Here is a 22,737-nt window from a genome sequence, read left to right on the forward strand (position 1 = left end):
CCTCTTGCTCCTTCTGCTTATTTGGCTTCGTCATGGGGGTCTTCGGCAAGATGCCCGTGGTGGCGGTACACCATTTCGTCGGGGTGACGTGTCACCCTGGCCAGCCGCCAGGCCGCGTCGTACGACATGCATCCGCGTTCCTGAGCGCGTAGACGCAGGGCCAGGAGGCTGGTTGCCGGGTCTAGCAGCCAGCGCAGGGCGGATATCTTCATAGGCCCACGCCCGTCTCGGCGGCCTGGTCTCGCTTGTCCTCTTTGGCGCCGCTTTCTGCTGGCTGAGCAGCGGCAGCCGACTCCTCCGCTGGCAGCCAGGGAACAGCGTCGGCCCACCCCATCTGTTCAAAGACGGTGCGCACGGTGGCGGTGAAGCGTGCATGCTGTCCCGGGTCGGCCCCCAGCTTCTCCCAGACGTAAAGGAGTAGCCGGGCGATTCGTTCGGCCTTCGTGTGTGTGTCGTCAGCCGCTCCGACCAGCGGGAGCACTTTCTCCCGGAACGCGTCCCAGTCAAGACCGTTCAGGTCGTCAAGGTGCCGTTCGAGCCACCAGGTGCGCGCGGCATCTGGCTTGGTCAGAACGGTTGCTGTGAACCGCTCTCGTCGTTCCTGCTCCTGTCTGAGTTCAAGCGTTACCTGCCGCACGGCATCCTGGAACGTCTGGGCCCGGGCTGCATCCGGCTCGCTGAGCCTTAGGGTGATGCGTGCCCTCAGCCAGAGGCCAGGGCGGTCGTGGACGGCGTGCCACTGAGCCACTGCCAGGGTGAGTTTGCCTTGAGCGGTGTCGAGCTGTTCGGGCAGATGAGCCGTGGTGATGCCGCGCCCGGCAGCGTCCAAGGCCAGCCGGGCGGCGGCTCGGACGGCGGCGGCGCCGCTCGCCTTGATGGGGGCCGCCGCCCGGTAGGCGAGCGTGCCGCTGGCGTTGAATCGGATGCCGGGCAGAGATGTGGGCCATTGGCACCGGATCCGGCTGTACCGCCGGCTCCACCACGGGCCGGGTCCTGGCTTCACTGAGCCGATGCCTCCCGGGACGCAAGGTCTCGGTGGGCGGCCTGTTCGAGTACCTGCTGCCAGAACGGGTGGAGGGTGGACGTTTCGGCCACCATGAGCCGTCCGAGGCCGGAGCGAAGGCGCGGCGGAGTGAAGATGTCCGCAAGAAGGTCCAGGACCGCTTCCCTGCGATCCGCGTCTTCTTCGAAGCGCTCCCGCCAGCGCGCGAGGTGCGCTTCGGTCGCGTTAGTAGCGTCGTCCGTGGCCAGCAGTGCCTGCCATGCCCAGACGAATCGCTGCCTGGCCTCTGGCTTCTGGGCATCATCGAGGATCAGGTCTGTTCCCACGTCGCTTGAGACGAGTGCCAGGAAAGCTCCCAGGGTCTGCCGGCGCAGCCTGTCCTCGCTTTCGAGTCCTGTGTGGCTGAGCCATTGGTCGACGGCTTTGCGGACCTCGTTCGGTCGCTGGCGGGCAAGCTCTTCGAAGGCGTGGATCAACGCAGGTGTACCGAAGGCCTTGTGGCCTGCCGCTTTGCCCAGCCGTGTCAGGGCAAGGGCCGGTTGTTCGACTCCCCACCTGCCGGCGCAGATCTCGACGACCAGATCGACCCGGTCTGTCGACGGCTTGGTCGTGTCCACCCATTGACGCAGGCGGTCCCTGACGTAGCGGCCGAGTTCGGCGTCGCCGGCAGCGGTGGTGAGGGTTTCTACCGCCAGAGTGCGGCGAGTACCGGCGAGGCCGTTGGCCAAGCCGTCCAGGATGGCCCTGTCGTGGCGGTGCACCGCCAGCCGGAGCAGTGCGCGAGTGACCAGCCGCGCATCTTCTTCGGGGATGCCGCGGTCCGCGGCAACGTCGGTGGCCCACTTGCGTAGCAGCTCGTGCTGCGTGGGGAACTCATCCCACAGGTGTCGCAGGAGAGCCTCCGGCAGTCCCTGTTTGGTCTTGTCGTGGTAGGCCCGGTCGCCGTCTCGGGAGATCTGTGCGGCCTCCAGTCTGCGCGATGTGGTGGCGTCGGTGAGGACGTGGGCGGCATCGCGCGAGACATTGAGTCGGGTGAGCAGATCGTCGGCTGCCTTGATGACGGAGCTGCGCTGCCCACCGTGCAGCAGGGCGCCCGCCCACACCGTGACCCGGGTGGACAGCAGTGTCGGGTCGCTGTCCTTTTTCGGGTCTTTGCTGAGCAGATCCTCGACCGTGGTGTGCCAGTCGCCGAACTCATCGACGAGGGCTGAGACGGCATCCTCATCGGGTGCGCTATTGACAAGGCGCGCCAGGCGGCGTGCCTCGCGTGCAGACGGGTTGGCGGACCAGATGGCGGTGAACTCCGCGCGGTTCAGCCAAGCCAGGCGCTCCATGCGCTGAAGTGCCTTCAGCTCGGATTCCACCAGGCGGCGCGCGTCGGGAGACTCCAGCGGGATGGTGAAGGCGAGGGTGGGCTCCGCCCAATGGCCGTACCAATCCGCTGGCGTGGCCAGTACGACGAGGAAGGAGCCGCGTTCCCGCAGCTGCGCTCCCAGCGTGGCCAGGTCCTCGCCGAACCGGTCGGCCGGCGGCTCGGGGATGTCGGAGAGGTCGAGGATGTACCCGGCGTGCCAGCCCTTCGGCAGCGGATTGGTCGACGGCTTGGACCACTCAGGTTCAAGGTCGAAGAGAGTCAGCCGGGCGTCCCCCGCGGCGCGTAGCAGCTTCACAGCAGCTGTTCGCCGACCGCTTCCCGGCGGGGCGCAGAGTACGACAATGCCGCATTCGTCCAAACGCTTGGTGGCGTGTGCCCACTGGGGTGCGTTTCGCGGCGGGATGAACCTGCCGTCTTCGCTCGCCGCGAGGGCAGGGTCGGTGCCGGTGATGGGAACTGGGAGGACTTGGTCGCCGTTCAGGTGCACGTTGAACGCCTGGATGCCGCCCTCACCGTACTGGTTGAAGTTGACGGGCTCCGATTGTGCGGCGCCGTTCGGCTGGCCGGTGGCTACCGGTGGTGTTGCCGGATGAGCTTGCGACTCGGTCGGCTCGGTCTGTGCCGGGCCTGGCTGCGTGCCGAGGTGTGGTGCGTGCTCCGGGTCAGTCATCCCTGTCCCCTTCCGGCGCCGTAGTGGTTGTAGGCCTGGACGCCGTCGGGGCCGTACTGGCTGAAAGTCACCGCGCCAGGTGCCGCAGGCGCCGACTGAGGTGAACACGCGGATGTGGGAACCTTCGTCGGCTTTCGGTCCGGTTCGGTGGTACCGGGCCGCTCGAAGATGTCTGGGTCCGCGAGCCCCCAGTCGAATCCGGGAATGTGCACCCAGGCCGACTGCTGGAACTTCTTCACCTTCACCAGGTGTCGGACGAACTGGTCAGGCAGGACGTCGCCGTTGACGCAGCCGCTTTCGAAGACGTCCTCGTACACTCGCTGCGAGATGATCACTGCGGTGTTGGTGATTTCCGGGTTCGCGCGGTTGAGCAGGCCCCGCAGCGCGTCGTCGTCCAAGAGCCGGTGGGTGTGCACCATCGGCACGCCAAGTCCGCTGGGCGGCAGGGGGCCCACGTGAATGCTGACCCTCAATTGCAGAGGCACACCCGCGGGGGCCTCGGCACGTCGGCGTGAAAGCGCGTGCCGGAGCGCGTCGGGGAAGCAGCCCACCAGTGCAGGCAGAACCTCCGGGTCCATGCCGGCGACGTAGCCGTCGCCGGTGTGCTGGCCGAACATCCGCCGCTCCCAGTGAGCGCTCACGTTGCTGACGCTGAGCGCCTGCGCCAGCAACGGCGGGATATCGGCGTTCACCTGCTGCATGCCCTTGCTGTCCAGCGCACTGAAGTTCCGGGCGTCGACGGCCAGGACAGCCCGGTAGGGCCACAACGGCTCCCAAGACGGCAACACGTACCGCTCCTCTCGTCGCGTGTGTTTCACCGCGAATGACGGCGAAGGCCACCCTCGTGGAGAGGCAGGGACGAAAGGGTCCAGCATTGGACGGTACGGGCGTGCGATGAGTCACATAGCGGGCACGGCGTCCTCTCTGCCTTTCACACCACAAAGCTCTTCGCCCCGGGCGACTGCCCTGAGGCGGGCCACGTCTGTGATGATCAGACGCCGACGACCGAGGGTGAGGATGCCGGCTGACTGGAGTTGGCCCAGGGCTGCGAGTGCGGACGAACGGCGCATGGCCGCCATGGTGGCTAGCTCGGTGCGAGGCATGCCTAGTTCCACGAGCAGACCCGCCTCTCCCTGGGGGTGGCCGACTTCTTCCGCGAGGTGACTCACAACTCGTGCCACGCGTCCCGTAGGGGGCAGGTGCACCAGGTCTGCCCGTAGGCGTTCGTGGCTGTTGAGCCGTTCCACGGTCAGCTGGTAAACGACCGTCTCCAGACGATGCCGCTCCATGTAGCCCCGGAAGGCGTGAGCGGGCAGCACGACTCCGGTGCAGCGGCGCGCCGCGGTAACGGTGGCTGAGCGTGGACGGCCGAGTAAGGCGCCCATTTCCCCGAGGACTTCGCCCGGTCCGCGCAACGTCAGTGTCAGTTCGTCGCCGCTTTCGTTGCTCTGCACGACCTTCACCAGACCGTCGACCAATGCGATCACGCAGTCGGGCGACTCGCCTTGCGCGAGGAGCACGGAGTTGGATGGATAGGTCCGCCAACGTCCGCGGTCGACCAGGTCACGCCAGACGTTGACAGATACCAGTGAGCGGAAGTTCATCGCGGTGCCCTCCTAGTGCCTCATCCGACGACGGTCGCCAGGCCGAAGGCGGCACAGCCCGCCACCCCCAACATCAGCGACCACTGCACCCGGCGGTGCTTGGTCCAAGCGATCTCGCTCATCACCACCACCTGCCGGGACAACGACGGCAGCGGGTCCTTGTCCCGAAGCGCCGCTTCCAGCACTTCCGGGTCCAGGTGCCGTACATGTCCGAAGTACAGAAAGTCGTCGTCGACCTCCGGACCTCGCCGCTCCTTGCGGAGGTTGGGCGAGATTGCCCAGGCCGCACAGCTGACTCCGCCCACCATGAGCAGGACACCAATCCACAACAACAGCCCTGGCACGGTGGAGTCGAGATCGCCAGCCACTCGCTTAGAACTCGCCAGCAGACCCAAGACAGCCAGCGCCGTGGACTGCATCGTCAGAGCAAACGACGCCTTCGAATCAGCCTTGGCTGTCCAATCCGCAACAGCTGCCTGAATACGCCACGCGGTCTCCGTCGGCTCAACTGCCATCAAGCCATCCCCCTAACTGCCACCCAGGCGTCCACTCACCGGTCCCGGGCTGAAGCCTGAACACAGCAACCAGGCGGAAAACCTACTTATGGCACTTTGACCGAGAACGGGCACCCATCGGCCTGGACCGCGAGACTCAGGTCCCCGTCTCAACTCGTCACACTTCAGCCGCCACCCGCTCCCGGCGGGGTGACAGCACGCTAGGAGCCTGCCGAGCACTCCCGGCTCAAGCCTTCTGGACGCCAAGACTTCAAGACGAGAACTGCAGGGCGGCAGACCCAAAGGAGCTCGGAAGCAAAGAGAAGGGAACCGCTGCGCCAGATGACAGCGTGTCGCGTTCGTCGACCGCGCCTCTACCCCGCACCGCACCGACCTGAGGTGCCGATCGACTTCAGCTCCCGTCCTCCGCACGCTCCTTCTCCCGCAGGTACTCCTCCACGACGTCCGGATGGCGCCGCATGGCAGCTTTCAGTTGGCTTCTCCGATACCGGGCTCGTCCTTCTTCGACTCTCTGTTCCCAGCCAACGTGTGCATCGACGAGCCGCTCATTGATCAGAAATTCGATGACGTCCTCAATGCACGGTCGGAAACGCTTACCTCCGACTGGGATATGCAGTTTGTCGAGAGTGCGCTTCTGGTCATCCTTGCCGTTCAACGCCTCCAGAGCTGGCGACGTACCGTAGACCTGAACGTGCGCGCTGGTGTATCTGTCCTTTTCGCGCTCGTAGTCAAAGTGACAGAGACACGACTCCAAGCCCTGGTCAGCAAAAATGGCACAATACGACGAATGTACTGTCAGAAACGATCCCTCATCGTCGAGACGCAACTGAAAAGACAGACTCATCCAAGCGCGAGGGTTCTTGTTGTCGACACGCAGCGGAAAGGCTTGAGGTTGGGTCGGGTTACTGCGGGACAGGCCGTGGCCAAGAGTGAAAACGGGGCCAACCCCGGACCGAGGACGGAGCACGGCCGCAATGCGTACGTGCTGACACACAGTCCCGTTGAGTGTCTTCTGTAACTCCTGAGCAAATGCACGAGCCTGTCGCTCAAGCTCAGAGGTCAACCGTGCCGCCGATCGACACCCAGAGCGCGTGGGCCTGTGCGGACGTGAAGTAACCGCTGCGCGCCTGCTCCTCGAGCTGAGCGTACGTCATGCCAAGCTCATCTAACGCGCGCTGCGCCGCAGCCTGGTACTCCTCATCAGAAACCACGATCACAACGTCGTCATCATGATCTGTTTGCCACTGCTCGTTGATCGTCACACTCATCGCGTACCCCCCAAGGCTGCGTCTGGCTCTGCCAGTGTGCTCCAAGGCACTGACAGCATCCCGTATTCAAGACCTCGCCGACAGTGACATACCCCGATTGGTGGAACTGTTACCAGCCATCTCGACAACCGAAGGTGAACCATGCCCCCTCCCCCTTACGCGCAGCATATGAGCCCGGTTCACAGCGCGCCCGCATCAGTTGGCGGTGGATGACTCCAGCCTGCGGCCGCCAGCGGTCGCGGCGATGGCCGATCCGACCATCCGCCGCTCCAGCGGCATGGCCGCCAGCGCGCTACTGGTAGACGGTGGTGATCGGCGTGGAGACGCTGGCTCCGCTGCCGGGAGCGGCGTAGGAGATGGTCCACACGGCGGCTGTCTTGTTCGGGTAGCCGTACAGGTATCCGCCGTTGTCGCAGCCGTAGTTCAGGCGCTGTCCCGCCAGCGTCGCGGTGCCGCCACCGGCGAACGAGCAGCGGGCGCCGTTGGTCAGGACGAGGATGATCGGTTCGATGTCGGGTCCACCCGGCATGTGGTTGTTGTTGCCGGGAAAGCCCTCGGGGACCGACAGTTCGACCATCCGGTCGGGGGCTCCGTCCAGGCACAGCGCGCTGTTCTCCGAGGGATCGGAGTCCGGGGAGAAACACGGGTCGAGGATCCGATCGCCGGCGGTGCAGCGCCAGGCATCCGTGCGCATCGTGGATTCGGCGGAGCCGAAGCAAGAGCCGCTGGTCCGGTCGGTGATGGTGATGCCGGTTGCTGGGGTGCCGCCTGGGGACCATGGGCTGAGGGTGACCACCTGGGTCTGCGTCAGCGCGGACGACGCCGCGGCGGTCGGGGTCTGTGACTCAGCGACGGCAGTGCGGGCGAGGGATGACGTGGTCGCAGCCGGTGTGGCGGCAGGAGTGGAGCGAACCACGGCCGGCTGCTGGGAGTGAGTGGCGCGCGCTGGGGCGTCGCCGGGCGCCAGTGCGAACCAGGTGCCTGTGGCGGCCGCGACGAACACGGCGGCCGCGGCGACGATGAGCCGGGCGCGGCTGTAGGGAGGGCGTATCACGGCAGCCGGCCAGGAGGGGTTTTCGACGGTCGGGGGGTGCCACTGCTCTGCGATCAAGTTCGGGACCTCGGTAGGCCGGTCGTGGACATCCCCGAGGACCTGGGTCGCCTGCTCGCCGAGCAGCTCGGCGGTCTTCTGCGCCACGACGGCGGACGACGGCCGGTGGCCCGGGTCTTTGGCAAGGCACGACGCCACCAGGCTGAGCATGTCGTTCGGGACGCCGCCGAGGTCCGGCTCCGCATTCAGGACGCGGAAAGCGACGGCCTCGGCGTTGCCGGTGCCGAAGGGGTGGCGGCCGGTGGCCGCGAAGGCGAGCAGCGCACCCCAGGCGAAGACATCCCCTGGCGGCCCGGCGGTGCCGTCCCGGTAATACTCGGGGCTCAGCCAGCCCGGGGTCCCGGTCAGCATGCCGGTGCGGGTGACCGCGGTACCGTCGACGACGTGGGCAATGCCGAAGTCCAGCACCCGCGGTCCGTCCGGAGTCAGGATCACATTCGCGGGCTTCAGATCGCGGTGGACCACCCCAGCGGCGTGCACGGCCGCGAGCGCCCCGGCCGTCCCTGCGGCGAACAGGTGCAGCTGGATCCCGGCCAGCGGCCCGTGAACGGCCGTGTGCTCTCCGAGCGTCAAGCCGGGTGCGTAGGCCGTCGCCAGCCACGGGATGTCCGCCTCGGGATCGGCCTCCAGCAGCGGCACCAGGCACGGACCCACAACCCGCCGCAGCACCTGCACCTCGCGCCGGAACCGGGCCCGGAACTGGCCATCCGCCGCCTGTCCAGCGTGCACGGCTTTCACCGCTACCCGCTCGCCCAGCTCCCCTACCGCGGCGTACACGGTGCCCATCCCACCCGCGCCCAGCACCCCAACCACCCGGAAGCGCCCGATCCGAGCCGGGTCCGAAGCACGACGAGCAGCAATCCGCGACACGAAGAAGACCCCCACCGAGAGCAAGTGTGGACGAGGTGTGAACCCTAGCGGGGATCGGCAGCGCCACAAGCCAGTTGGCATCAGACGGGATCCGCCCATGCCTTGCTCCCCAGGTCAGCCGCACGGCATCCGGCACGCTCCCCACCACACTTGCTAGACGCCCGCCCAGCGGTGAACCCTGTTGCTTCCCCAGCACACGGCCAACCACGCGCTCTCCACGGCGCGGACACCAGTCAAACAGGCCATGACCTACCTGAGTTCTGACAGATCATCCGTCGAAGCCAGGTGTAGGCCAAACCCAACGGTATGCACCGCTGCGGCTGACTTCATCCCGGAGCGCAAACTCTCCAAGACTTCAGTGGTAGCCGACCTCTCACCGTCTCGATCAACTGGGCACCACCGCAATGCGGATACCGCAAGAGTGAGTCGTGACTGCTGATAAAATTGCTAACGCCTGATCTTGATTAGCTTCTTGAGTCACCTACCTTGTGCGAGGCATCATGGGAGTGGATCCCTCCGGCCGGCTCAGGCATTGTGATATTGAAGGCAACATAGCCTGGCGCCTCGTGGCTCCGAATGGTGCTGCCGACCGCGTCGAGCCAGCCCAGGTGCATGCCTCGTTCGAAGAAGCCTTCCGGTTCCGCCAAGAGGACTTGCAGCGGGGCCTGGCTGGCTTGCGTGAGCCGCAACTTGGAGCCGTACACGCAGTTCTTGGGCACTGGGCGTCAAGGCGGCCTGAGCCCGCTACGGTCGTCATGCCCACGGGGACGGGAAAGACCGAGACCATGGTGGCCTTGTTGGTGGCCGGAAGCGTTGAGCGCCTGCTGGTGATCGTTCCTTCTGACGCCTTGCGGGACCAGGTCGCGAACAAGTTCGAAAGACTAGGGCTGCTGCAGGACTTCGGCACCGTCACCGGGTCGGCGCTCAAGCCGATCGTCGGGCGGGTCAAACGCGGGATCCAAGATCCCGCCCTGGCTCACGAGTTCGCGACGCACTGCAATGTGATCGTGGCGACACCGTCCGTCATGCAGCACTTCTCCCCAGAAGCACGGGACCTCCTGATCGAGGCATGCACCCATTTGTTCGTGGATGAGGCCCACCATGTGACCGCGCAGACTTGGCGTGAGATTCGCGATCAATTTGGCGGGAAGCGCGTTGTCCAGTTCACAGCCACCCCGTTCCGCAGCGACGGCGCCGACCTCGGCGGCCGATTCGTGTTCGGCTTCTCACTGAAGGACGCATACCAGCAGGGCTACTTCTCAAAGATCACATACGCTCCTGTGGTCGACCTGTTTGACCCGGACCGCGCCATCGCACAGCGGGCCGTCGAACTTCTCCGCGAGGATCTGGCTGCCGGTTATGACCACCTGCTCATGGCACGAGTCAAACGGATCGGCCGCGCCGAGGATGTCCTGCCGCTCTACCAGGAGCTCGCTTCCGACCTGAACCCTGTCATCCTGCACAGTAAAGGCCGTAGGGCAGACCTCAAAGCCGCGCTGGAAGCGTTGCACGACCGGAGCAGCAAAATCGTCGTCTGTGTCGACATGCTCGGTGAAGGCTTCGATCTGCCCTCGCTCAAGATCGCGGCAATCCATGACCAGCACAAGAGCTTGGGCATCACGCTGCAGTTCATCGGCAGGTTCGCACGAGTGGCCGGCACCTCGATCGGGCCAGCGACCGTTGTCGTCAACCGCACCGAGACTCAGTTCGATGAGAACTTGAAGAAGCTGTATGCCGAGGACTCCGACTGGAACGACGTCATCGAGATCCTCTCCGCGCACGCGGTCGGCGAGCAAGAAGAACTTAGCGAATTCGAGGATGCCTTCTCCAGCCTGCCCGAAGAGGTCTCACTCCGGAACATCACACCGCGGATGAGCACCGTCGTCTATCGCACCAGCACTCTTCGGTGGAAGCCCGAAGCACTCGCGCCGTTCTTCAGCGACCGGCTGCTCACCTACCCGGTTGCGATCAACGAACGAGACCGGGTCGCCTGGCTCGTGGCGCGCGAGCGAAAGCCCGTCGCCTGGGGCGCGGTGAAGAGCCTTGAAGACATCTCACACGACCTCTACATCCTGTACTGGGACAAAACACACGGACTGCTCTACATCAACAGCTCCAACACCAGCAGTGTTCACGAAGATCTTGCCCAAGCGGTGGCCGGCCCGGACGCCATCCGGATCAAGGGGCCGGTCGTCTACCGGATCATGTCGAAGATCCGGCGGTGCGTGCCGACCAACGTAGGAACCCTCGACGCTCGCAACCGCAGCCGTCGCTTCCAACTTGCGGTCGGCGCCGATGTCCTACTCGATTATCCCGAGGCCGAAAGACGCAACAAGAGCCAGACCAACATTTTCGTCAGTGGCTACGAGGGCGGCGAGCGCGTCAACGTGGGCGCCTCGTTGAAGGGACGTGTCTGGAACTACGGCGTCGCACACACCCTCAAACGCTGGGTCGACTGGTGCGACGAAGTCGGCACCAAACTCACCGATGAGACCATCGATCCTGCAGACGTCCTCAAGGGGTTCATCGTCCCCACCGAAGTCGACGAACGTCCCGAGCTCGTCCCGCTAGCCCTGGAGTGGCCGATCCAGTTCTTCCTCGACACCAACGAGAGCGTCGAAATAAAGCGCGACAACTTCAGCTGGCCAGTGATCGACACCGACCTCACCATCACCACCTTCACCCGTGAAGGCCCGATCGGCTTCACCCTGCACACACCGCACTGGAGCGTCGACTACCAGATCACCATCGCGAACGGACGCATCAATTTCACGTGCGACGGTCCCGAACCAACAGTCGCGACGAGCCGCCAAGCCCAGCCATTCAGCGAATACTTGAATCAGCACGGTCTACGGATCCTCTTCGAGGACGAAGCGATCCTGGAACCGGACATGCTTTTCATTCGCCCAGCAGGAACCGTGGCGCCATTCAGCCCCGAACGGCTGCTGACCATCGACTGGACGGGCATCAACCTGCGCAAGGAGTCCCAGGGCGCCGACCGTGACCCCACCTCGATCCAGGCACGGACCATCCAGCACCTCCTCGGCGAGGCCGACTGGGACGTCGTCATCGACGACGACGGCGCCGGCGAAGTCGCAGACATCGTCGCCGCCCGTATCGAAGGCAACCAGCTCCATGTGAACCTCGTCCACTGCAAGTACGCGCACGGCGACGTCCCCGGTGCCCGAGTCGCCGATCTGTACGAAGTGTGCGGCCAGGTCCATAAATCCACCAAATGGAGGCACCGCCCGGGTCGTCTCTTCAATAACCTGATCCGCCGCGAAGGTCACCGCCGTAACCAAGGCCAGTCTGGACTGGAAAAGGGGTCGGACCAGACACTCTACGAACTCGCCCAGCGCGCTCCGCTCCTGGAACCGAAGTTCACCATCACCATCGTTCAGCCCGGCGTCTCCAAGGCCCGCGTTTCTGAAGACCAACTTCATCTGCTCGCCTGCGCCGAGGTCTACGCTATGGATACTGCCAACAGCGTCCTCCAAGTGATCGTCCACCCCTAAAGCCAATGCCGTGACTCTGCTGGTAATGTTGTCGGGATCATGTGGCGACTGCGCATAGCGCGTTAAAGTGCGTGGTGCGGCGGCGGGTTCTGGTGGTGCTGGATATCCAGTCGGACCCTCGGTGGCGTCGCAGGCCAAGGCAGTGAGGACGTGCTGCTCGACGGCACGCTCGCCGAGTGCGACCGGGTCGGCGACAGCCGGGCCGACTTCCCCCGAAGCGCCGCCGCCACGGCGTGAATGTGCAGGTCGTGACCAATCCCCGCGGGCAGGCTGCTGCGGATCTCTCCCACGCTGCCCGGCCGCACCCACGACCTCACCGCGGCCCGCATCACCGGATCGTACGGATCTGCGAACGCCAGGCCGTCCCCGTCCGTGCCGCGCACAAGCACCCAGGCCCATTCGCGGCAGCCTTCACCGTCGAACGGTGGTTCAGTCCGGCGCGTCCCTCGACACCCGCGAGGGCGCCATTGACGGCTGCCTCGACACTCGCAAGCAATGTCACCTATCCCGGCCGGGGCACGGCTCGCTCGAGCAGCGTCATCGGTGCTTAGGTTCAGTCGGAGCAGGCCGGCAAGAAGACACCTCGTACATGTACTTCCGAGAGCATCAGAATCCGAGATGTCTCCTCAAGAACGGCACCGGACCACATTCGACACCCAGAATGCCCGGATATGCCGCATGGACAGCAGACAGAAACGACGATACCCACAGCTCAGATTCGACCCGGATTCGACCCCGAGGGTTTGTTTAGCCAGTAGATATTGCCCCTGACCTGCGGAAACAAAGAGCGGCAGACGAGTCGGGCTGTACGCCGGGTACAGCCCGACCGGGCCGCGGCGGCGTGCGCCGGTCATCAGGAGGCCGTTGTCATGTCCGGATTGCCGTAGTAGGCGTCGGGGCCGTGCTTGCGGGTGTAGTGGCGATCGAGCAGGTGGCTGGGCGGAGGGGCGGTGGGGGCGAGGCTGAGGGTGTGGAGGGCGATGTCGGCGACCGCCTCGCAGATGATCGCGTGTTCCAGGGACTTGCGGGCGGTGGCGCCCCAGGCGAAGGGACCGTGGTTGGCGACGAGGGCGGCAGGGACCTCGACGGCCTTCTGGTCGTCCTTCTCGAGCATGTCCACGATGACGCGGCCGGTGTTGTACTCGTAGTCCTTCGCGCATTCCTCCGGGGTGAGGTCGCGGGTGACGGGGATGGGGCCGTTGAACGTGTCGGCGTGGGTGGTGCCGAGGACGGGTATGTCGCGGCGGGCCTGGGCGAAGGCGACCGCGTGGGTGGAGTGGGTGTGGGTGACACCTCCGATGGAGGGGAACGCCAGGTACAGGCAGCGGTGGGTCTCGGTGTCGGTGGAGGGGCGCAGGTCGCCGTCGACGACGGCGCCGTCGGACAGGCGTACCGTCACCAGGTGGTCGATGGCGAGGTCCTCGTAGGGGACTCCGGAGGGCTTGATGACGAAGACACCCGCCTCCCGGTCGACTCCGCTGACGTTGCCCCAGGTCAGGGTCGCCAGGCCGACCTGGGGGATGGCGAGGTTCGCTTCCAGGACGTCCTGCCGCAGGCCGTCGCGCACAGTTACGGTCATCGCTCGTCTCCTTCGGTGCGGTCGTGGGTCACAGGGCCTGGGCGAGTCGGTGGTAGGCGGCGTTCCAGCGGATCTCCTTGGCGAGCTGGTCGACGGTGGTGTCCGCGCCGATGGTGAGCAGTTCGACGCCGGTCATGGCGGCGAAGTCGGTCAGTGTCTCGGCGTCGACGGCGGAGCTGAGCACGGTGTGGTGCGGGGCGCCGGCGAGCAGCCAGCTCTCGGCGGACTCGGCCAGTGAGGGGCGCGGCTTCCACACGGCCCGGGCCACGGGGAGGTGGGGCAGGGGCTCGCTGGGGCCGACGACGTCGACCTCGTTCGCGGTCAGCCGGAAGCGGTCGCCGAGGTCCGCCAGGCCGACGACGACGGCCGGACCGGGGGCGGCGTCGAAGACGAGGCGGACGGGGTCCTCGCGGCCGCCGATGGACAGCGGGTGGATCTCACAGCGGGGGCGGTCGGCGGCCACCGAGGGGCAGACCTCCAGCATGTGCGCACCGAGGATGCGGGGTGTGCCGGGCCCGAGGTGGTAGGTGTAGTCCTCCATGAAGGTGGTGCCACCGGGCTGCCCCTGTCCCATGACCTTCATCACGCGCAGCAGGGCGGAGGTCTTCCAGTCGCCCTCGCCGCCGAAGCCGTAGCCGTCCGCCATCAGGCGCTGGACGGCCAGGCCGGGAAGCTGGCGCAGCCCGCCCAGGTCCTCGAAGTTGGTGGTGAACGCGGTGAAGCCGCCCTCGGTGAGGAAGGTGCGCAGACCGAGTTCCTGGCGGGCGGCGTACAGCAGCGAGTCGTGGCGGATGCCGCCTGGGCGCAGGGCCGGGACGACGTTGTAGGACTCGACGTACTCGTCGGCGAGTTCGGCGGCCGCCTTGTCCTCGACGGCGTCGACGACGGCGACGAGGTCGTTGACCGCGTAGGTGTTCACGGAGAACCCGAACCGCATCTGTGCCTCGACCTTGTCGCCCTCGGTCACGGCCACGTCCCGCATGTTGTCGCCGAAACGCGCCAGGCGCAGGGTGCGTGCCGCGTGGCGCCCGGCGGCGGCCCGCGCCCAGGCGGCGATCCGGCGGATCACGCGCGGGTCGGTGGCGTGGCCGGCGACGATCTTGCGTTCGATACCGAGCCGGGCCTCGATGTGGGCGAACTCCCGGTCGCCGTGGGCGGCCTGATTGAGGTTCATGAAGTCCATGTCGATGCTCGACCAGGGCAGCGACAGGTTGTACTGGGTGTGCAGGTGCAGCACCGGCAGGTCCAGCGCGCTCAGCCCGCCGATCCACATCTTGGCCGGGGAGAAGGTGTGCATCCACACGATCACGCCCACGCAGTCGGCGGAGGTGGTTGCCTCCTGGCACAGTCGGCGGATCGCCTCCGCGTCGGTGAGGACGGGCTTCCACACGATCCGCAGCGGGATCGGGTCGGCCGAGTCGAGTCTTTCGGCGATCTTCCGGGACTGATAGGCGACCTGGTGCAGCACCTCCTCGCCGTACAGGCCCTGACTACCGGTGAGAAACCAGATCTCCTGGCCGGCGGACGGCTTTTCGGGTGCGGTCATGACGGGATTCCTCTCGGGTGGAGCGCGACGTGGGGGCGGGGGTGGTGGGGCGGCTCAGGCGGACGCCTCGGCGCGGATGCGGCGCAGGCGGTGCATGACGTCGTTGGTGCCGCGGCCGAAGTAGTCGTGCAGGAGCCGGTACTCCTCGTACAAGCGGTCGTAGGCGGCGGCGCGGTCCGGGTCCGGCTGATACACGCCCCGGTCGGCCTTGCCCATGGAACGGGAGGCGGCCTGGATGTCGGGGTACGCCCCCGCGGCCACTGCCGCGTGCATCGCCGCGCCGAGAGCGGGGCCCTGTGCGGAGCCGATGACGCCGAGGGGACGGCGGGTGACGTCCGCGTAGATCTGCATCAGCAGTGCGTTCTTCGTCAGTCCGCCCGCGATGATCAGCTCGTCGACCGGCACGCCGGACGACTCGAAGGCCTCGATGATGGTCCGGGTGCCGAACGCGGTGGCCTCCAGCAGCGCCCGGTAGACGTCCTCCGGCTGGGTCGACAGCGTCAGCCCCACGACCACACCGCTCAGTTCGTGATCGACCAGCACCGAGCGGTTGCCGCTGTGCCAGTCCAGCGCGACCAGACCGTGTTCACCGACCTGCTGTCGGGCCGCGAGCGCCGTCAGATGCTCGTGCGCGTTGCGGCCCAGTGCGGCGGCCTGTTCGGCGTACTCGACGGGCAGGCCGGTGCGCACGAACCAGCCGAAGATGTCACCGACGCCGCTCTGCCCGGCCTCATAGCCCCACAGTCCGGGCAGGATGCCCCCGTCGACGACACCGCACATGCCCGGCACCGTGCCGTGCTGGTCGGAGCTCATCACGTGGCAGGTGGACGTGCCCATGATGGCCACCATCTGGCCCGGCTCCACCGCGCCGGCGGCGGGCGCCGTCACATGGGCGTCGACGTTGCCCACGCACACCGCGATGCCCTCCGGCAGACCTGTCCACGCCGCCGCCTCGGCCGTCAGCTGCCCGGCCCTCGCTCCCAACGCACCGATCGGGTGCTCGAGTTTCTCCGTCACGAAGTCGGCGAAGCCGGGGTTGAGTGCTTCCAGATAGGCACGGGAGGGGTAGGCGCCGTCCTGGTACTGGCCCTTGTAACCGGCGGTGCAGGCGTTGCGGACGTACGTCCCGCACAGCTGCCAGACGATCCAGTCCGCCGCCTCCAGCCACCGCCCGGTGCGGCGGTAGACCTCCGGGTCCTCCTCCAGCACCTGCAGCGCCTTGGCGAACTCCCACTCCGAAGAGATCTTCCCGCCGTACCGCTCCAGCCACGGCTCCTTGCGCTCGGCGGCCAGCGCCGTGATCCGGTCGGCCTGAGCCTGGGCGGCGTGGTGCTTCCACAGCTTGACGTAGGCGTGCGGACGGCCGGTGTACTCGGGCAGCTCGCACAGCGGCGTGCCGTCCGCGAGCACCGGCAGCACCGTGCACGCGGTGAAGTCCGTGCCGATGCCGATGACCTGCTCCGGCCGCACACCGGCGGCTGCGAGCGCCGCCGGCACCGCGTGGCGCAGCACGTCGACGTAGTCCGACGGCACCTGCAGGGCCCAGTCGGGAGGCAGCCGGGTACCGTCCGGCAGCTCCCGGTCAAGGACCGCGTGCCGGTACTCGTGCTCGGCCGTTCCCAATTCCTCGCCGTCGCGCACCTGGACCACCACGGCCCGTCCGGACAGCGTCCCGAAGTCGACTCCTACGACGCAGGGTTCCAGGTTCCCCGCCGTCTCGTCTCCGGCGTTCATGATCAGCCTCCCTCACACAGAGATATTCGATATATCGATCACTGTTCGATCTCCTGAAGACACCAAGGCGGCACCTGCGTCCGGATCGGCGGAGTCGACCGACATGCTGAGCGGGTCCGTGGAAGTCCGCGGGGGCGCCGGCGTCCCGAACAGACGCGGGGAACTGCGCGGCCGGCCACGGACGGCCCCGGTTTTCGCACTGCGCTCCAGCGGAGCGCTCAGCCCCGGCTCCTGCCGAAGTAGCGTGCGCGCACCCGGTCGAGAAGGATGGCCACGCCTAGGACCGCTCCCTGCACCACCTGCTGGTCGTACGGGCTGACCTTGAGCGCGAGCAGGCCGTTGGTGATGAACTCCAGCAGGATCGCGCCGGCCGCGATGCCGGCGATACGGCCCTCGCCACCGGAGAGCGACATCCCGCCGACCACCGCGGCGGCGATCGCCGTCAGTTCCCAGCCCGCGCCGACCGAGGGGTCGGCCACATTCATGCGGCCGATCACCAGGATGCCGACCACACCGGCCAACGCGGCGCTGGCGACGTAGGTGGACGTGATCCGGCGGGCGGTGGGGATGCCGGCCAGCCGGGCGGCTTCCTTGTTGCCGCCGACCGCGTAGATCTGCCGGCCCACGTAGGTGCGCTCCAGCACGAACCACGCGATGGCGGCCGCTCCCACGAAGAACAGTGCGGGGACCGGTACTTCACCGATGTAGTACTGGCTCAGGTTGCTGAACAGCGGGTCGAGGTTGTTGATGGGCGAGCCGCTGGTGATGGCGAGCGCCAGGCCCTGCGCGACGGTGTAGGTGACCAGGGTGATCACGAAGGGCGGCACATTGAGGCGGGTGACCATGATGCCGTGCCAGAGGCCGACGCCGGCGGTGATCACCAGGGTGAGCAGGATGGCGAGGGGCGCGGGCATGCCCTCGCTCACGTTCATCCAGGCGGCGAGGATGCCGGCCAGGCCGGCCAGCGCGCCCACCGACAGGTCGATGCCACCGGTCAGGATGACCAGCGACTCGCCGATCGCCAGGATGCCGACCTGCGCCAGGTCGCGGCCCATCACCTGGAGGTTGCCCACCGCGGTGTAGGTGTCCGCGTTGGCCGCGATCCCGACGAACACCAGCACGCAGGCGATGATGACGCCCGCCTCCGGGGAGGCGGCGAGCTTGCGGGCGAGGCTCGATATGGCCGGGCGCGACTGCGGCGCGGCCTCCTCGGGGGCGAGCGTGCTCTGCGCGCTCATGCTGTGGCTCCGTTCGTGAGGTGTTCCTGGTCGGGCAGTTCCGGGGTGAGGGCGGACGTTCCGGCCGCGGCCGTCATGATCCGTTCCTTGGTGGCGTCGACCCGGTCGATGACGGTGGCGACCCGCCCGTGGTTCATCACCGCGATGCGGTGGCAGATCCACAGCAGTTCCTCCAGTTCGGAGGAGGCGACCACCACGCCCATGCCCTCCTGGGCCGCCCGGTCGATCAGTTGGTAGATCTCCGCCTTCGCGCCGACGTCCACGCCGCGGGTCGGCTCGTCGAGCAGCAGCAGGCGCGGCTGCGCGGCGAAGGCGCGGCCGAAGATGGCGCGCTGCTGGTTGCCGCCGGACAGCGAGCCGATCGGCTGCTCCACCGACTGCATCCGCACGTTGACGTTCTCGGTGATCCTCCGCGCCTCGGCGCGTTCCCGGCCCGGCCCGAGCAGGCCACGAGTACTGATCCGCTTGAGCACCGAGACGACGACGTTGGACCGGATCGACGCGAACAGCACCAGCGACTGTTCCTTGCGGTCCTCGGGGATCAGCGCGATCCCGGCCGCCACGCCGTCACCCGCGCCCCGCGGGTGGTAGGCCTCGCCGCCCAGCAGCATCCGGCCGCCCGTCGAGGGCTGCGCGCCCGCGATCGTGTGGACCAGACGGCTGCGGCCCGAGCCCATCAGCCCGGCCACGCCGAGGATCTCGCCCTCGCGCACCTCCAGGTCGACCGGTCCGAGACCGTCCGCGGTCAGGCCCTCGACCTGCAGCAGGATCGGGCTCGACGCCGGCGGCGCCTTCGGCTCGCCCTGCGCGACCTCTCCGCCGACCATCTCCCGGATCAGCCGCTCCTCGCTGGCCTCCGCGGGTTCGAGGTCGGCCACCAGCCGCCCGTTGCGCAGCACCAGGACGCGGTCACTGATGTCCCGCACCTCGTCCAGGCGGTGCCCGATGAACAGCACCGTGCCGCCGCGTTCGGCCAGTTGCCGGGCCAGGCCCAGCACCATCTCGGCCTCGACGGGGCCCAGTGAGGAGGTCGGCTCGTCCAGGATCAGCAGCTTGGGCTCACGGCCCCAGGCCTTGGCGATCTCGATCATCTGCCGGGTCGGCACCGGAAGGGTGCGCACCTCCCGGCTGACCGGGATCGTCTCGGCGGACAGGCCGATCTCCGCCAGCATCGCCTCAGCCTCGGCCCGCTGCGCCGCACGGTCCACCAGAAGCCGCCGCTTCGACTGCCGCGGGCGGCGGCCCAGCAGCAGGTTCTCCGCCACCGAGAGCTGGCCGACCAGGGGGAACTCCTGGGAGACCATGGCGATGCCGAGTTGTCCCGCCGCCTCGGTTGACCCCGGGACGAGGGGTTCGCCGTCGATCAGGATCTCGCCGCCGTCCCGGTGGACCGAGCCGGCGAGTGTGCCCATCAGCGTGGACTTCCCGGCGCCGTTCTCGCCGACCACGCCGATCACCTGCCCGGCGTAGAGGTCGAGCTCCGGCAGGTCGAGGACGCGCACCGGCCCGTAGGACTTGTGCACCCCCCGCAGCCGCGCGGTGATCGCGCGGCCCTGGGCGTTCTTCGTGGCCGTCATGCTCAGCCGATCCCGAGCTGCGACTCGAGGGACTGGTACGCGCTCAGGTCGGACTTGGTGACCAGACCCACGCCGGAGCTCAGCGTCGAGCCGTCCTTCTCCAGGTAGGGCTTGACGATCGCCATCGTCTGGTCCTTGCCCAGCACCTTCTCCGCGGCCAGGATGTACGCCCCGGTGTAGCCCTGCTGGTAGGGCATCTGCACCACGGTGCCGGAGATGACGCCGGACTGGATGAACTTCAGCGTCTGCGCGTCGGAGTCGTCCGACACGATGTGCACCGAAGAAGTCTTGCCGGCCGAGGTCACCGCCTGCGCCAGCGCGGGACCGTCGTAGGAGTAAACCCCGTACAGGCCGTTGACGTCGGGGTTGTTGGCGAGGATGGTCTCCGCGTCGGAGGTGGCGGTGCTGGCCTGCAGGTTGTCGTTGACCTTCTGCGCGACCGTGATCTGGGTGCCCTTGAGCGCGTCCTCGAAGCCCTGGATGCGCTGAGTGGCGTTCGACGCGGTGAGCGAGCCGACCAGGATCGCCACCTTGCCCTTGCCGCCCAGCACCTGCTTCATCGCGGTGCCCGCCTGGAATCCGGCGGTGTAGTTCGGTGTGCCCAGGTAGAGCGAGGCGGCGTCGGTGCCCGGCAGCGGCGAGTCGATCGCGAGGACGTCGATGCCCTTCTGGACGTCGGTGTGGATGGTCCCCGCGGCCGAGGTCGGGTCGATCGCCGAGATCGAGTAGCCGGTCACGCCCTGCGAGCGAAGGGTCTCCAGCTCCGAGTTCTGTTCCGTCAACTTGCCGTTGGGCGGGGCGAAGTAGGTGCACTTGCTCTTCGCGAGGCCGAGGTCGGAGCAACCCTTGAGGAAGCCGACCTGACCGGCCTTCCAGTAGTCGGCGGCCACGTTCACGACCATCGCGATGTCGACCTTGGACAGGTCCTTGCCGGCCAGCGCGGACTTCAGCGCCGCGTCGAGCTTGGCGAGGTTCGCCTGGTTGAAGGTGACCGAACCGGCGAGCGCGACCGGGGCCGCGGCGCCTGCCGAGCCGGAGGCGGCCGGGGTGGAGGCGTCGGAGCCGCCGGCGTTCTTGGAGCAGGCGGCGGCGGTGAGCGAGATGAGCACCGCGGTCGCGGCGGCAACGGTGCGGGACCTTCTGGTACGGAACATCGTTGATCGGCGCCCTTCTAGGCGTGTCGGGGTCGGAGATCCCACGGCCGGGAGCGGCTGTGGGCAGGTCGGGGATGGCTGGGTCACGGCCCGTCCGCGGACCGGCCGAGGCATGCCGGTGCCTGGGATGCGGGGTGATGCGGGGGGATGCGGGGGTGCGTGCTGGTCCCTCCGGAGCGGTAGGTGCCGGAGGGGGCGGTTGTCGCCGAGTCGGGCGCCCGGCCGTGATGATCGCGGCGGGGCGGGCGGACGGCGGTGCGGGAATGCCTGACGGTAAGTCAGGTCTTGGGGGCCGACCGCTCGGGGCGGTGGCCTGGGTGAAGCTGCCGCGACCGGCAGGTCACGCGCAACGGGCCCTGTTGATCGGGGAGTTGATGACGTGGCGTGTGGCCACAGCCGGATCGCCGGCGGTCACGCTAACGGGGAGCAGCCCATGTCGGACTTCCTTTTTCAGTGTCGGGGGCGGGTCGCCGAGGTGCGCACCACAAGAGTGGGCGGGATGACGATGTGCGGTGTCCCGGCGGCTGCCGGGAGCCCCGCGTCGGGGTCGCCGACGATCTCGATCAGCGCACGCAGGGCGCGTCTGCCGAGTTCGTCGAAGTCCTGGCGGACGCTGGTCAGTGACGGGCCGAAGTACTCGGTCTCCGGCATGTCGTCGAAGCCGACGACGCTGATGTCCTCGGGCACCCGGCGCCCGGCCTGTTGCAGGGCCCGCAGCAGGCCGAGGGCCATGTGGTCGTTGGCGCAGAACACCGCGGTGACATCCGGGTCGGCGGCGATTCGATGACCGAGCTCGTATCCGGTGCGGGCCGTCCAGTCGGCACCGGCCAGTGGTTCGGTCACCGGAGCACCCCGCTTCTCCAGGGCGCTGCGCCAACCGGCCTCGCGCTCCTGCGCGTCGAGCCAGGAACGCGGCCCGAGCAGGTGGTGCACCGTGCGATGGCCGAGGTCGAGCAGGTAGTTGGTGGCGAGTTCGGCACCCGTCTCGTTGTCCACGGCGACCGAGGCCAGCTCGGTGTGGGTGCCACAGCCGACCGCGACCAGGGGCACGTCCGGCGGTACGTTCGCCAGTGCGCCGACCGCTGCGGTCTGCGGCGCGATGACGATGATTCCCTCGACGCCCTGAGCGCGGAGCCGGTCGACGGCGTCCAGCACCGAACGCCGATCGAGCGTGCCGACCGCGGCCACGGTGACGAAGTACTCGTGCTGTCTGGCCGCCTGCTCGATGCCGTAGAGCATGCAAGCCGGCCCGTACAGCGTGGTGTTGAAGCTGATCACACCCAGGGTGTGGGTGCGGCGCGTCGCCAGGGTGCGGGCGGCGGCGTTGGGGCGGTAGCCGAGTTCCCGGACGGCGGCAAGTACCCGCTCCCGGGTGGCGGGTCGCACATTCGGGTGGTCGTTGAGGACCCGCGAGACGGTCTGGTGCGAGACACCCGCGATCCGGGCCACGTCCGCCATCACCGGTGCACGATCCCCGTCCATGCCTCCACCTCCTCACGTGCCATGAATGTTTCCGATCGGGTGCTTCTCCGGTGGGAGCCAGCGCGCCGTGGGGAATTGTTAGCGCACACAATTCGGCGGGGTCAAGGCTCCCCAACTGGTCACTCCCGGACTTGTCCGACAGCGTTGTCAAACCCTTCAGGACCCACCTGAGCTGCGAAGTCAAACTCCGCAGCAGCCCCACTGGGCACGTGGTCGCACGCCGAAGCGAACCAAGTTCACAGCTTCTGTTTCCACACTCTTGACTGTTCAACAGTGTTGACCGCCTGTTCATCCGAGCGTAAAAAGACGGAGTCGCGAGACCGGTCGATCACCCCCCGACTGCGCGAGAACGGCACATGTACGGCCCCCAGCTCCCGACCGGTCTGCCGTTCCGACCTGCTGCGTCACCCCGGCACGTGGGCTCTCGAACAGAGCAGCACGTACTCCGGCCGTATCCCCCTGCCCCCCTTCCCTTAGAGCTCGGATGAGTGACGGC

At 67.4% G+C, this 22,737-nt stretch carries 16 protein-coding genes and 1 pseudogene; 2 read left to right on the forward strand and 15 right to left on the reverse strand.

From position 1 onward, the window contains the following. Positions 1-208: 208 nt before the first annotated feature. The 8 genes from SY2F82_RS18860 to SY2F82_RS18895 form a co-directional block, all read right to left on the reverse strand. Positions 209-1,003, reverse strand: coding sequence for a hypothetical protein (locus SY2F82_RS18860; RefSeq protein WP_094057464.1), 795 nt, complete (start codon positions 1,001-1,003; stop codon positions 209-211). Continuing rightward, positions 1,000-3,048: a hypothetical protein gene (locus tag SY2F82_RS18865; protein ID WP_200420267.1), complete on the reverse strand. Its 2,049-nt coding sequence runs from the start codon at positions 3,046-3,048 to the stop codon at positions 1,000-1,002. The genes SY2F82_RS18860 and SY2F82_RS18865 overlap by 4 nt, the downstream gene beginning before the upstream one ends. After that, positions 3,045-3,749, reverse strand: coding sequence for a hypothetical protein (locus SY2F82_RS18870; protein WP_200420268.1), 705 nt, complete (start codon positions 3,747-3,749; stop codon positions 3,045-3,047). Before SY2F82_RS18870 ends, SY2F82_RS18865 begins: the two co-directional genes overlap by 4 nt. Before the next feature lie 198 nt (positions 3,750-3,947). Beyond that, positions 3,948-4,652, reverse strand: a complete 705-nt coding sequence (locus SY2F82_RS18875; protein WP_200420269.1) for a Crp/Fnr family transcriptional regulator — start codon at positions 4,650-4,652, stop codon at positions 3,948-3,950. A gap of 20 nt (positions 4,653-4,672) precedes the next feature. Then, positions 4,673-5,167, reverse strand: coding sequence for a Pycsar system effector family protein (locus SY2F82_RS18880; protein ID WP_200420270.1), 495 nt, complete (start codon positions 5,165-5,167; stop codon positions 4,673-4,675). Positions 5,168-5,558: 391 nt separating this feature from the next. Next, complete coding sequence (locus tag SY2F82_RS18885) at positions 5,559-6,011, reverse strand: hypothetical protein (protein ID WP_200420271.1); 453 nt, start codon at positions 6,009-6,011, stop codon at positions 5,559-5,561. A 208-nt stretch (positions 6,012-6,219) separates the two neighbouring features. Then, positions 6,220-6,429, reverse strand: coding sequence for a hypothetical protein (locus tag SY2F82_RS18890; RefSeq protein WP_200420272.1), 210 nt, complete (start codon positions 6,427-6,429; stop codon positions 6,220-6,222). Positions 6,430-6,727: 298 nt separating this feature from the next. After that, on the reverse strand, positions 6,728-8,515 hold the full coding sequence (locus SY2F82_RS18895; RefSeq protein WP_308437775.1) for a serine/threonine-protein kinase: 1,788 nt from the start codon (positions 8,513-8,515) through the stop codon (positions 6,728-6,730). Positions 8,516-8,916: 401 nt separating this feature from the next. Here SY2F82_RS18895 and SY2F82_RS18900 point away from each other — a divergent pair, with 401 nt between their 5' ends. Both SY2F82_RS18900 and SY2F82_RS18905 read left to right on the forward strand, forming a co-directional pair. Further along, the gene (locus SY2F82_RS18900; RefSeq protein ID WP_236041620.1) at positions 8,917-11,931 is read left to right on the forward strand and encodes a DEAD/DEAH box helicase; all 3,015 of its coding nucleotides are present in this window, start codon (positions 8,917-8,919) and stop codon (positions 11,929-11,931) included. 150 nt (positions 11,932-12,081) lie between these two features. Next, positions 12,082-12,308, forward strand: a pseudogene (locus tag SY2F82_RS18905) (transposase family protein); the annotation flags it as partial. Between the two features lie 476 nt (positions 12,309-12,784). Here the strand turns inward: SY2F82_RS18905 and araD are convergent. From araD to SY2F82_RS18940, 7 genes are all read right to left on the reverse strand, one after another. Continuing rightward, positions 12,785-13,510 (reverse strand): L-ribulose-5-phosphate 4-epimerase AraD, encoded by a 726-nt coding sequence (gene araD / locus SY2F82_RS18910; RefSeq protein WP_200420275.1) that lies wholly within the window; start codon positions 13,508-13,510, stop codon positions 12,785-12,787. A 28-nt stretch (positions 13,511-13,538) separates the two neighbouring features. Further along, a complete protein-coding gene (gene araA / locus SY2F82_RS18915; RefSeq protein WP_200420276.1) occupies positions 13,539-15,056 on the reverse strand; it encodes an L-arabinose isomerase in 1,518 nt (505 codons plus the stop codon). 54 nt (positions 15,057-15,110) lie between these two features. Further along, positions 15,111-16,790 carry a ribulokinase gene (gene araB / locus SY2F82_RS18920; protein WP_200420277.1) on the reverse strand — a complete coding sequence of 560 codons (1,680 nt, stop codon included), beginning with the start codon at positions 16,788-16,790 and terminating at the stop codon, positions 15,111-15,113. Positions 16,791-17,008: 218 nt separating this feature from the next. Further along, positions 17,009-18,028, reverse strand: coding sequence for an ABC transporter permease (locus SY2F82_RS18925; protein WP_200420278.1), 1,020 nt, complete (start codon positions 18,026-18,028; stop codon positions 17,009-17,011). Then, a complete protein-coding gene (locus SY2F82_RS18930) occupies positions 18,025-19,605 on the reverse strand; it encodes a sugar ABC transporter ATP-binding protein (protein WP_200420279.1) in 1,581 nt (526 codons plus the stop codon). The genes SY2F82_RS18925 and SY2F82_RS18930 overlap by 4 nt, the downstream gene beginning before the upstream one ends. A gap of 2 nt (positions 19,606-19,607) precedes the next feature. Continuing rightward, positions 19,608-20,759 carry a substrate-binding domain-containing protein gene (locus tag SY2F82_RS18935; protein WP_200420280.1) on the reverse strand — a complete coding sequence of 384 codons (1,152 nt, stop codon included), beginning with the start codon at positions 20,757-20,759 and terminating at the stop codon, positions 19,608-19,610. Between the two features lie 450 nt (positions 20,760-21,209). Then, positions 21,210-22,241, reverse strand: coding sequence for a LacI family DNA-binding transcriptional regulator (locus SY2F82_RS18940; protein WP_236041621.1), 1,032 nt, complete (start codon positions 22,239-22,241; stop codon positions 21,210-21,212). Positions 22,242-22,737: the final 496 nt, after the last annotated feature.

The sequence above is a fragment of the Streptomyces sp. Y2F8-2 genome, from assembly GCF_014905555.1.
In the GTDB taxonomy this organism is placed as follows: Bacteria; Actinomycetota; Actinomycetes; order Streptomycetales; family Streptomycetaceae; genus Streptomyces; species Streptomyces cynarae.